Source organism: Treponema berlinense, assembly GCF_900167025.1.
Classification (GTDB): Bacteria; Spirochaetota; Spirochaetia; order Treponematales; family Treponemataceae; genus Treponema_D; species Treponema_D berlinense.
Map to the genome: position 1 here is coordinate 141,487 of NZ_FUXC01000004.1, position 11,971 is coordinate 153,457.

An 11,971-nucleotide genomic window follows, 5' to 3' on the forward strand; every position below is an offset into this window, starting at 1 on the left:
TAATATTAAAAATTTTGCTACAGTTACGACTATGCCAATAAAAATTCAAAGCGATCTGCCAGCACGCACAGTGCTGGAAAACGAAAATATCTTTGTAATGACGGAAAACCGGGCCGCCACACAGGATATTCGTCCTCTAAAAATAGCGATTGTCAATTTAATGCCAACAAAAGAGACAACAGAAACACAGCTTCTGCGGCTTTTGGGAAACACTCCTCTTCAAATAGACATTTCGCTTGTCAGAATGGAAAATCATGCTGCAAGTCATGTAAGTTTAGAGCATCTTGAAAAATTCTATATTCCGTCGAGCGACATTTTTAAAAACAAGTACGACGGTCTTATAATTACTGGCGCACCTGTCGAACAGATGCCGTTTGAAGATGTCGATTACTGGAATGAGCTTTGCGACATCATGGACTATGCAAAAAAGAACGTCTTCAGCACGCTTTACATCTGCTGGGGAGCACAGGCAGGACTTTATCACAATTACGGCATAAAAAAAGTTCAGCTCGAAAAAAAAGCATTCGGCGTAATTCCAAACCATAAGGTTACAGAAAACGACCCTCTCCTGCGCGGATTTGATGATATTTTTCCAGTTCCTACAAGCCGACATACAACTGTCAGCCGAAACTCAATCTTAAAAGTAAAAGATTTGACCGTTTTGGCAGAAAATCAGGAAAACGAAATTACTTTGTGTAAAAGTTCAGACAACCGCTCGATTTTTATGATGGGACATCTTGAATACGACACAGAAACCCTTTCAAAAGAATACTGGCGCGACAGAAATAAAGGGCTTCCGATAGAAATTCCTTTAAATTATTTTCCAGAAAACAATCCTGAACAAAAACCATACAACGTCTGGAGAAGCACGGCTCATTTGTTTTTCAGCAACTGGCTAAACTATTACGTTTATCAGGACACGCCATACGACCTCGAAAAAATTTAACATTCTCAAAGCTTTGTCGCTTAAAAAACTGCTACAAAGTAATCTGACCGCTATTTTTCTACATGCATCCAGGTTAATTCGTGTTTATTGTAATGAAGGTGAACAACACGGCTATTCGGAATATCGGCAAACTTTTTTACAAGTTCCCAGTCGATTTCGCCCTGCATTTTTATCGTGCAAATCATATTTTTTGTGCGGCCACTTTCCAGCCAAAGATTTATCCATTCTAAAAGGCGCTCTGGATAGCAGATTACATCGCTAAAAACCCAATCAAGTTTTTGACAGTCAAGTTCTGCGCAAACTTCTTCCGGTTTTAAGGTAAACGCATCGTGTGCCAAAAATTTTACGTGGGAATCTTCCATAAGGGAAGGAACAAGTTCGGCCCGGTCAACAGCAAAAACGTCCGCTCCAAGACCGCGCAAAACCCAAGTCCAGCCGCCAGGACAGGCACCGGCTTCAAAACATTTTGAATTTTTTCCGGGAAGCTCAACTCCAAAAAAATGATGCGCCAAAGTCAGGCTTTCCTGAATTTTAAGATACGCACGGCTCGGAGGATTTTCGTGGTCTTCTACAAAATTTATAAGTCCGGCAGGAATTGAACTCGAGGTTACAGCTCCTGCAAAAATCGTCTTTTCGTCAATTAAAGTGTAAAGTCCCATCGGCGACTTTGGAATTTCGAGAGAAAAATGTTTTTCGCCGGTTTCTTCATCAACCTTAAAAAAATTCTTGTCCTTTAAATTGATGTAAGGCAGTTTTTCTTGAATCAAAGCTCCGCGTCTAAAAAATTGATACTGATAAGGCGCCCAATTCCGCTGAATTTCTTTTAGAGCGCGAGACGCTTCTCCTATTGATTCAAAACGAAGCAAAAACGGCTCTGTCAGGGCAACGCTCGCCCAATACGGCAAATCTCCGTTTTTTGCAGATTTAGTTTCTGGTCTGGAATCCACACAAAAATCAGGACAATAAAGCAAATCGCCAAACCACTGGCAGTTTTGGCTGGCAAAAGCAGAACCCGAAATTGTTGCGGCAGAAAGAATTTTTCCATAATAAAAACGTCTGGAAAGTTCAGAAGTAAGGAGATTTTTACATTCAGGAAAAGCAAGAAAAGCAGTTCCTTCTAATTTTGTTATACAAACTGGCATGTGTCACCTTGAGGCATTATTCCATCGAATTTTTCAACCATTTCTTCTTTTTGAAGCTGCAAAATATAAGATTGCAACGCTTCAGAATCCAAAGAATGAAGAAAAAGAAATCCCACTTCCGAAGAGCCGTCGTCTTTTTGATTAAACCACTGAGGATGGCACATTAAAACCAGGGCATCTTTACCAGCGCGAGAAAGACGAAAATGAATTTCGTAATCATTTTCCATATTGATTGAAACAGGTGCGTCATAATGAACTTTACAGCCACTCAAACTGATGTCTTCGAGAGCACCTGCAACAGGAGAAATCTCCGTACATTCGGCACGCCCAAAATCATTAAAGCGGATGTCTTTTCGAAAATTAAAATCCATGTCCGTACGATTATGAACAATAAAAAAATTAAGGTCAAGGAATGTTTTTTTTATAAAACAAAAATGTTCTTTTTACGAAAAACTTACGCCGGGTTGTAGCAGCGCAAAGCGTTAAAAAAGCGGATTATGAAAATAATTCGCTTTTTTAATGGAGCGAAAGCGGAACTGCGAAAGACCGGTTTGACAGTTCAATGCCGTCCAAATTTTTTTTAGTTTTATTCTTTTACGCACAAAACTTTTCGTGTTTCGTCGATTCCAGGGCCAACAACACGCACAAAATAAAGTCCGCGCGCCACCGGTTTTGAGGCGTTGTTTGTTCCGTTCCAGCGGTAATAATGAGTTCCGGAGTTTACGCGTCCGTGATTGAGTCGTTTTACAATGTTTCCGTCGACAGTCATGACAAAAACGTTGAGATTTCCTTCTTCCGGCACATTTACTTCCAAAACGGCCTGCTCCCGCGCATTTACGTTTATTACGTTGTTGAGAATTGTAACTCCACCGCGCTGCTGCTTTATGCTTTTTATCTTGAACGACCACAAATCGACAAAAGAAAAATCGCCGGCATTTATTTTTTCAAGCGGCATTTTAAGCGCATAAAGAGGAACTGGATGGGAAGGATTTGCCGAACCGCCTGTAAAATCGTCTGCGTCGTTGTCAAGCAAAATGTCGTTTCCGTCCGCGTCTGTAAATTTGAACAAAAATTGAATTTCGTCTCCGCTTTTAAAACCGTAATCTTCGTTTTTGAGAGTGTAATTCCACAAAATTCCGTTGCCGCCGTCCGCACTTTCCGGAAAATTTTCGCTCATAACAGAAGAATTCGGATGAGTTGCAACTGCCTTTAGAGAAGTCGGAAGCCAAACCCTCCAGTCTGTCCCAAGCAAAAGATTTATTTTGTCGCTTATCATTTCTGAAGAAAGGGCTGAACTTTTTGAAGGCACGAGTAAAAATCTTCTGTTAGATTCCATTTCGCCGTTTATTTTTATCTGGAGAGCAATGTCCCTTTGTTCGACAAGCGCGCCGTAGTTTCCCTGTTCCGCCGTAAAATCGTGAACTGCGTAGTCGCTAGAAACGGAAGCTGTGTTTTGGCCGTAAATGCCTTTTTCGTTCCAGTCGTCATCGTCTTTTGGATTTGCATAGGCATAAAGAACGTCCAGCGCGTTTACTGCAAAGTCGCTCAGAGCGTGTCCTGAATTTTTTGTCATGTAGTTTCCTAAAAAGTCGCGGATTTTTGTGTCTGCGACAATAATTCCGACTCCGTCTTCAACTTTTTGCGAATTATAGCCAACATTTCTGAGCCAAAGGTTTTCTACGTCTGAAAGATTTATTGTTTTTTCGAGGGTGAACAAAAGCGCCGTGTATTCGTCCGAAGAAGAAACATATTCTGCTTTTGTAATTGCGTTTTCCTCGGCCGAAGCTCCTGCGGAAGAACCTTTTTTTACCAAAATAAAACTTTTTGCAATCTGCGACAAAGCTTCGTTCAAGTCCGCTTCGCTCAAATTTTTGAAGAATCTGTTTTCGCTTCCAAAAGCAAGCTGCTTTGAAAAAATCGCATAAATTTTATTTTCGCCAATCGGGGCTAGCGTCATGACAATCGAAGGCGGAGTTACATCGAGCGATGTGAATTTTGTTTTTTGCGTGTATGAACTTGAAAGGAGGTTCCCGGCAAGATCCGTTATGTAACTGTCTTGAGGAGAATAATAAACTTCGAAAGTTGTCCGGAGTGCAAGGGTTTTGTCGCTCAAAGGAAGGCGAATGTAAAGTCCGTCGGCTTGAGTTTTTGTATGCTGCTCTTTAAAAATATTTCCGTAAACGACAGGAGAAATGTCGGTTTCTTTTTCAAACGAAAATTCTCCTGTTTCGGATTCGGTTTCAGAATCGTCGGATTTTTTTATTTTGTAAGAGAAATTTGAATTTGCATTTTTAAGAGAGCAAAGCCTTATTCCGCCGAGAGTTTTTGAATTTGAAAAACTGTCGTCTGGACGCGCACCGCCACGATTTTCAGGCAATTTTCCGTCTTCGTTCCAGCCTTTTCTTGTCCGCCACCAGGAATTCCATTTTTGAGCCTGAGTTTTGTCGTTGTCGAAAAAATGCATCTCGATAAATTTTAAGGTCGTGTCCGAAGGCGTATTTGAAGTTCCCGAAATTTCGTACGAATCATCAGCATCTTCTTCCGAAGCCCAGCTGTTCCATGAAGTTTCGGACTTTATTACAGGAGCAACAACAGGACAAAGAACGTCCCATTCGCCGTAAAGAGAGTCAGTTTTAGAAACGTCTTTTTCTCCGTCTGACGAATAGGTATTTACCGTCAAAACCTGCAACTTGTGGTTTGTTTCCGTACCTTTTGAATCAATTATGTTGCCAGAAAGATCACTTATTGCGGAATTTTCGAGAGAATACACAATTCCTGCTGGTGTTTCTGCTTTTTGAATGCAACCCGGCCAGTAAAGATATTCGCCGTTAAAAGAAGGATTCAGGCTGTCGCTAAAACTTACAGTTCCGTTTGTCCAGCCAGCTATGCTCAGACGAACGCGATGAGTCTGAATGCTGTCTTCTTCTCCGGCTTTTGTGCTAAAAAGACGGTAAAGCGCATGAGGCGAATCTGTGTCATCTTTTGAAAAAGCGAGCAATTTTCCGTTTTCGATTGAAGCAAAACCATTGACGATAAGTCCGTTGCCATTTTCGTCCTGAGTTCCGCTTCCTGTAGTTTTGCCAATTTTTTTTGTTGCGCGGATATTAGAATCTCCGCCTTCGCTCTGTAAAATTGTGCCGTCGTCAAAAGCAATGTTCACCGCTTCCGAATATCTAAATTCAATAAAATTGTGCGAATCGTAAGACTTTTGAGCCGAAGCTTTTGCGTTCGTGTGCAGTTCCTGTCCGGTGTAAACCGCAATCAAAACAGGACTTGCCCGGTCTTCCGTCTGAGTATACCGCTCCGGTACAGAACCATTTTTGTTTCCGGCTCCGTAATTTTCGCACATTGTGTGTCCGTCAGCAGAAGTAAAAATTCCTTCCAAAAAGCTCAAATCCGTCGTTAAATTTTTGCGGACGCCTTTTCGGTCTGTCGAATCAACCAGAGATTTTAAAGCCGGACTACACGTCAAAGTTCCAGTCGCATCCGTATTCCAGGAATTTTGACCTTTTAAGTAAAAACTGCTCACATCTCCGTCCGCAGCCGTCAATTTTTTTGTACAGTCCGAATCAGAATAAACGCCTTCAAAATCTTCTGAACCGTTAGAATATTTGAGCCCGGCAATATTTTTTGAAATTTCGCTATTTGAGTTTTCAATAGGCAAGTCAAATTCAACAAAAATTACATCGTCATAAACCGAATATGCTTTTTTAATTTTTGGCACAAAAAACTGAACATTTGAATTCTGCAAACCGTCTTCGCAATTTTGAGAATCCGCTCCTGCCGCAAGCCATCCGCCTTCGACCGTCGTTTTTGTTATTTTTGAATTGAATGCAACAGCGTAAGGAATTCCCCATTGATTTTTTGTAACCTCGGAACTTGAATTGAACTGCGGATTTGATGAAGAATTGTCCGGGATTTTTAATTCAAGACCTTCTATATCTAGTCCATTTGCGTAAAAATTTTTTGAAACCTCAAAAATTGCGCCGTTTACAGAAAGTTCCGCACCGTTTCCGCTTTCTTTATATTTAAAAATTGATGAATCTGTATCGTCCCAAAAATATGCAAACCGCGAATTTTCTTCCGCAGAAAAACGAGAGTCATTTTTAGAATATTTTTTTCCCCAGGCGGCAAAATTGCCAGTTTTGAGGTTTTTTCCGCTTGCAACACTCAATTTGCCGGAATAAAAGAAAACGTCTTTAGCTTCGAGTTCTGATTTTAATTCAAAAGAATTTTCCAACGAGCCGTCCGAAAAATCTAAAATCAAAACTGTTTCATTTAATTCAATTTTGCCGTTTTCGCTCTGCCAGGTTCCAGAAATTCCAGTCTTTTCCGAAAGAATTTTAACTCCGCCAGAACAGTTAAAAACCTGATTACCAGAAGAAATATAATCAGCACAAAAAAGTTTCGCAGAATCCGCAGTTACAGAAAGCGAACCGGCAACGTCAAAACCAGAAAATTCAACGCTAGAAACATTTGTGCCATCAGCCCCGGCTTTAATTTCAAGCCCAGTCCGAGCCGTAACTTTTCCAGAATATTTTTGATTTCCAAGCGAAACAATTTTTTGAACAGGCTCTGCGCTCGAAAAAGTTGCATCTTCTAAAACACTGATTGTTCCGAGCGGCGTTGTGCCGCCATTAAAATGAATGTCTTTTTCCGCGGAAACACTTGAGTTTAGGACTGCATCTGAATTAAAAACAATGTCTTTTGCCGCAGAAATATTTGAGTTCAAAACCACATTTCCGTTAAAAACCACATTGTTCACATCTGTTACGGAACCGCCAATTTCAATATCGTAAGGCGTTACTGTAGTTAAATAAACAGTGCCGTTTCCAGACGCGTTCGCGTTTCCTTTTATGCCGCCTTTAAACGAAATATTGTTTTCTGACGAAAAAACAATATTGTCCGCAGCCAAAACCACCTCTTTGTCAAAAGTCAAAGTTCCGCTTGTATAAAAATCGCCATAAGCAGTAACAGAACCGCTTACTGACAAATTTTTAATTTTTTCGTTATTCTGAGCACTTACTTCAGAACCAACAGTCCCCTTAAAAACGCAGTTGCCAGTTATCGTAACATCTTTTTTTGAATCCTTAGTGTGGCTTACAAGATTTCCTCCAAAAGTAACAGACGAGCACTCAATCGTAATATCTGAATTTACAAGAACATTTCCGCCAACAGATAAATTTCCGACAACAGATAAATTTCCGCCTTTAATTTCAATTTCCGCAGCGGTTAAATCAGATTTAAAAACAAGACCGCTTTCTGCCACAATTTTTCCGGCAGTTACAGAATCAGTAATCGTAACTTCTGAATCAAATTTTGCACAATCTCCAGTTTCTGGCCAATCACTTGCAGGGTTTTCATTTCCGTTTTCATCAATAATACTCCAGTTTCCTGCATCGCCCCATCTTCCGCTCGAAGAACTATTCCATTTATAATCCGTTGCCACACAAAAAAAAGTTGCAAAAAACAAAAGCGCAGTAACGCTCAAAAAAATTTTAATTCTGCCAAAACCGCAAATTTTTCCGTCAGCAAACCGCAAATAAAAATCTTTCTTAAAAAAAACACTATTCATTTTTCAAACCCAGTTCAAAAAAAACAAAAGGAATTTTCCAAAATCCGCAAACCACAAAATTTCAGAAAAACCAAAAATTTAAACTATTCCTTTTAGAAAATCGGCATAAAAAACAAACCAGTTTAGAAAATCGCTTTCTTAAAAAAATAACCCTGCCTTTTTGCGCTCAATACTCAAAAAAACAGGGTTCTAAAACTTCAATTTTACGGCAATTAAAAAACAATAACCGAATCTTCTTCGTGAACAGGATATTTATTTGTCCGTCCAGTCTCATCATCAAAAAAATCTTCAACAAATTCGATTTTCAGAACGTTTTCCGCAAGACTTTCATCAAGCGAGATTTCCAAATCAGCAGTCGAAAGCGGCGTATTCCATTTAATCTTCGCAAATTGCTCATACAGTTCATTCGCTTCGACAAAAGCTCCCCGACCGGCCTTAATATGAATATATGCCACAGGGTCTAGAGATTTTCCAATCAGTCTAACGAGATAAACAGCTTTATAAATTTTTTTACAGATATATCCTGCATCAAACATAACTAAATTATATCACGAAATATTTTTTTTTCATTAAAATGCAAAATTTGGGCGTTGCCTGCATTCGCAGGCCGCTCTGTCCAGGGTTCCGGCTTTCCGCCTGCATTGCTTACGCAACGCGCAAAGCGCGCCCTTCCCGCCGCTAACGCAAGCATACCTCGCACGAGCGGTAGTTTTTATACCTTGTGCTAACGCACAATCGTGCCCACTCGCCTCTTTTGAACACTATTTTGCGTTCTTTTTGCTAGTTGCCTTTTCCAACCAAACACATGAGCCAGCAAGCTGGCTCGCACGAGCGGTAGCGTTTATACCTTGTGCTGTCGCACAACCATGCCCACTCGCCTCTTTTAAAGGCTATTTTGCGCTCGTATTATTAGTTGCCTTTTCCTACGAGACACATGAGCCAGCAGGCTGGCTCGCACGAGCGGTAGTTTATACCTTGTGCTAACGCACAACCGTGCCCACTCGCCTCTTTCAAAGGCTATTTTGCGTTCTTTTTGCTAGTTGCCTTTTCCTACTAGACACATCCACTCGGCTTGGGCGCAGAGGGTTTCGCCTACGTAGGCTTTTCCTTCCTGTACTACCATGTTTTTGGTGCAACGCTTGTTTACTACTTCCATTCTTACGGTGTCGCCAGGGCGTACCTGATGTTTAAATTTTACGTTGTTTACTGTTGCAAGAAAGAACAGGCTTCCTTCGTCAAATTTTTTCTGAAGGCTCAATGCCGCTCCACCGCCCTGTGCCATTGTTTCTACAAGAATTACTCCAGGAACTACAGGATATTCAGGAAAGTGTCCTTTAAAGAAAAAATCTTCTTCTGTAAATTTGCGTGTACATACACAGCCGTTTTCGTCATAACTTTCGATTGTATCCACAAACAAAAAAGGTTTTCTGTGCGGTAAAAGTGATTCAATATCTGTAAATGCCATTGTTTTCTCCTATAAAAAGTCAAGATTAAAACTTCAGTTTTAGGATTGACTTTTTATTGCAATTTCGTAGCAAAGTGAGAAATTGCAGTTAATTAGTAAGTTTGCAACGCAAACTTGTAAAGATAAAAACAGACGCCATTTTCGGCTGTTTTTATCTTACCTCCTATTTAAAAAAAGAGCCTGCATTTTTAGCAGGCTTTTTGCTCGCGTGAGCGATTGTAGCGGCGGCTCTGCCGTTGGTAAGCAGCCCGCTGCGTCCAATGTAGCGTCAGCGGAACCGCGAAAAGCGCGACGGCGCAAGCCGGCACGCCCTCTTTTGTAAAAACCAACCCTAAAAATTCCGCAATAAGCGTTTTTTAGAGTTTTTTAGTTATTTTACTCTCTTGAAAACCAAAATTCCGTTGTGTCCGCCAAAACCGAAGTTTCCGCTCATTGCAACTGGAACGTCGATTGCAAGCCCCTTGTTTGGTGTGTAGTCAAGGTCGCATCCGCCTTCTACGTCCGGATTGTCAAGGTTGATTGTTGGTGGAATAAAATTGTCTTCGATTGCTTTTACGCAGACAAAAGCTTCAAGAGAACCTGCGTTTCCAAGACAGTGTCCTGTCATTGATTTTGTCGAAGAAATGTGCAATTTGTATGCAGCATCGCCAAATGCGTTTTTGAGCATTTTTGTTTCGCCAGAATCGTTCAAGTGTGTTGAAGTTCCGTGAGCGTTGTAGTAAACAACATCTTCTGGTTTAACATGAGCATCTTCGAGAGCGAGTGTCATTGCGCGTGCTCCTTCGATTCCGTTCGGGTTTGGAGCTGTAAGATGGTAACCGTCTGTTGTTGCTCCGTATCCTGCAACTTCTGCATAAATTTTAGCGCCACGTGCTTTTGCGTGTTCATATTCTTCCAAAATAAGAATTGTTGAACCTTCGCCCATAACAAATCCATCGCGGTCTTTGTCGAACGGACGGCTTGCTTTTGAAGGATTGTCTGCCCATTTTGAAGAAAGTGCCTGCAAAACGCCAAAGCTCAAGTTTGTAAATCCGTTGATTGCAGATTCTGTACCGCCGGCAAGAGCAACATCAACGCGTCCTGCACGAATCTGGTCAAGAGCATAGCCAATTGCATCTGTTCCAGAAGCACAGGCTGTACAAACAGTGTGAGCAGGTCCGTGGATATTGTTTACGATACAAATGTTTCCTGCAGCTTCGTTTGGAATAAGCTGAGGAATTGTCATTGGCGGTGTGCGTGTAAAGTTTGAGTTAAAATATGATTTGAATCCAGCTTCTGTAACTTCAAAACCGCCGATTCCAACACCAAGATAAACACCAGCCTTGTCGAGCACAGCTTCGTTTCCAGTAAGTTTTGAATCTTCAAGAGCCATTTTACTTGCAGCAACAGCCAACTGTGTAAAGCGTGCCATTTTGCGGGCTTCTTTTGCATCCATATAATCGCTGGCTTTAAAATTTTTTACTTCAGCGTCGTATTTTACTTTAAAAGGAGTTGCATCATATCCGGCGATTGGAGCAACACCGCTTTTTCCTGCCTTGAGGGCAGCCCAAGTTTCGTCAGCAGAATTTCCGACTGGACTTACACAACCAAGTCCTGTAACAACAACTTTTCTCATCTTTTTCTCCTTAATAAAACACCGCGTTAGCGGCGAGCCACGGATGGCGAGAATCACAGTTTGTGAAAGCAACGCTTGAGCAAACTGTAATGATAAAAATTACACGGATGTAATTTTTATCATGCCTCCTATAGAAAAATCCAGTTTGCCACGCAAAACTGTTTAAAATAATAAACCAGCAAAAATTTCAAGCTGATTCCACATTTCTTTTAATTTACTATGACAAAATAGCAGTTTTTGTCATTTTAAGCAAGTGTTTTTTTTTAATTGCAGAATTATCAGATAATAAGTAAACAATTCAAAATAAAGGCTATATAATAAAAAAATGAACGCGAAATTATTTTTAAGAACAACCGCATTAGCCGCAGTTCTTGCAGGCTGTGCTTCAAGCAACGGCGAAAGCTCACCTTACTTCATGCCTTACGCAACACCAGAAGAACTCGCTAAAAGGCAAAGTCCTGTCCCACTCCTTCCACCCGACAGCTTTGGAAACATAGTTTTTAACCTCCAGTATCCGTCAGGAACCAAAGACGGCGGCATGATAACCTCAGTTCTCGACCAAAACTCAGATTTCAAAAACAAATATTTTTCAAAATACACGGACAAAAACAATACAGACTGGATCAGATTTTCCCTCGACGCCTCCGATCAGGGCAAATCTCAAAATGGCTCTTCTGTCCGCGTAGAACTTGCCCAAAAAACGAACTGGGCATTTAAGGGCACACATTCTTTCTCCTACACTTTTTTCGGAAACTGCTCCAACGTCTCAGAAGCAAAATTTACGGTCGGACAGTTTTTGGCAAGAAAACTCCCAAATTCAAACGGAAGTGCAACAGACCGTCCGCTCTGCCGAATCGAAGTAGAACAAGGAAAAATCGTTGCAAAGATCCGAAATTATTACGAAGCAGACAAAGTAGACAAAATAAATGGCGATCCGATAAAAATTGAGCTTGGAAAGTGGATTCCTTCAAAAGAAACTACAATCAAAATCCAAACAGAAGACAAAAAACTCACAATCTTCCGCGACGGAGAGAAAAAGGGAAGCACAACTTTTACAGAAAAAGTCCGTTCCGACGAACGCAATTATTTTAAAGCGGGAATATACTATCAGAACAAAGATTCACCGCAAATTTTTACAGAAATATTCCTGAAAAACTTAAAAATAGAATAAAAAAAACGCGCCATAAAGGCGCGAAAGCAAGAAATATACGGCAAAAACAAGTTTTTT

Annotated in this window: 8 protein-coding genes; 2 read left to right on the forward strand and 6 right to left on the reverse strand. The window is 40.8% G+C overall.

The window, feature by feature from the left end:
• The first annotated feature begins 31 nt into the window (after nt 1-31).
• On the forward strand, nt 32-946 hold the full coding sequence (gene metA, locus B5D47_RS05010; RefSeq protein WP_078930735.1) for a homoserine O-acetyltransferase MetA: 915 nt from the start codon (nt 32-34) through the stop codon (nt 944-946).
• Between the two features lie 50 nt (nt 947-996).
• Here the strand turns inward: metA and B5D47_RS05015 are convergent, their stop codons facing one another.
• The 6 genes from B5D47_RS05015 to fabF form a co-directional block, all read right to left on the reverse strand.
• Complete coding sequence (locus B5D47_RS05015) at nt 997-2,088, reverse strand: SAM-dependent methyltransferase (protein WP_078930737.1); 1,092 nt, start codon at nt 2,086-2,088, stop codon at nt 997-999.
• On the reverse strand, nt 2,073-2,459 hold the full coding sequence (locus B5D47_RS05020; protein ID WP_078930738.1) for a PilZ domain-containing protein: 387 nt from the start codon (nt 2,457-2,459) through the stop codon (nt 2,073-2,075). The genes B5D47_RS05015 and B5D47_RS05020 overlap by 16 nt, the downstream gene beginning before the upstream one ends.
• Nucleotides 2,460-2,674: 215 nt before the next feature.
• A complete protein-coding gene (locus B5D47_RS05025; RefSeq protein ID WP_078930740.1) occupies nt 2,675-7,663 on the reverse strand; it encodes a hypothetical protein in 4,989 nt (1,662 codons plus the stop codon).
• Nucleotides 7,664-7,875: 212 nt separating this feature from the next.
• On the reverse strand, nt 7,876-8,199 hold the full coding sequence (locus B5D47_RS05030) for a hypothetical protein (protein ID WP_078930741.1): 324 nt from the start codon (nt 8,197-8,199) through the stop codon (nt 7,876-7,878).
• Between the two features lie 500 nt (nt 8,200-8,699).
• On the reverse strand, nt 8,700-9,128 hold the full coding sequence (gene fabZ, locus B5D47_RS05035; RefSeq protein WP_078930743.1) for a 3-hydroxyacyl-ACP dehydratase FabZ: 429 nt from the start codon (nt 9,126-9,128) through the stop codon (nt 8,700-8,702).
• A 370-nt stretch (nt 9,129-9,498) separates the two neighbouring features.
• Entirely contained in the window at nt 9,499-10,743 is a 1,245-nt protein-coding gene (gene fabF, locus B5D47_RS05040; protein ID WP_078930745.1) for a beta-ketoacyl-ACP synthase II, read from the reverse strand.
• Nucleotides 10,744-11,068: 325 nt separating this feature from the next.
• Between fabF and B5D47_RS05045 the strand changes: the two genes are divergently transcribed.
• Nucleotides 11,069-11,914: a polysaccharide lyase family 7 protein gene (locus B5D47_RS05045; RefSeq protein ID WP_078930746.1), complete on the forward strand. Its 846-nt coding sequence runs from the start codon at nt 11,069-11,071 to the stop codon at nt 11,912-11,914.
• The last annotated feature ends 57 nt before the right edge of the window (nt 11,915-11,971 follow it).

Coding starts and splice junctions, on each gene's coding strand:
- metA (WP_078930735.1), top strand. CDS start 32: ATGCCAATAAAAATTCAAAGCGATCTGCCAGCACGCACAGTGCTGGAA.
- B5D47_RS05015 (WP_078930737.1), bottom strand. CDS start 2,088: ATGCCAGTTTGTATAACAAAATTAGAAGGAACTGCTTTTCTTGCTTTT.
- B5D47_RS05020 (WP_078930738.1), bottom strand. CDS start 2,459: ATGGATTTTAATTTTCGAAAAGACATCCGCTTTAATGATTTTGGGCGT.
- B5D47_RS05025 (WP_078930740.1), bottom strand. CDS start 7,663: ATGAATAGTGTTTTTTTTAAGAAAGATTTTTATTTGCGGTTTGCTGAC.
- B5D47_RS05030 (WP_078930741.1), bottom strand. CDS start 8,199: ATGTTTGATGCAGGATATATCTGTAAAAAAATTTATAAAGCTGTTTAT.
- fabZ (WP_078930743.1), bottom strand. CDS start 9,128: ATGGCATTTACAGATATTGAATCACTTTTACCGCACAGAAAACCTTTT.
- fabF (WP_078930745.1), bottom strand. CDS start 10,743: ATGAGAAAAGTTGTTGTTACAGGACTTGGTTGTGTAAGTCCAGTCGGA.
- B5D47_RS05045 (WP_078930746.1), top strand. CDS start 11,069: ATGAACGCGAAATTATTTTTAAGAACAACCGCATTAGCCGCAGTTCTT.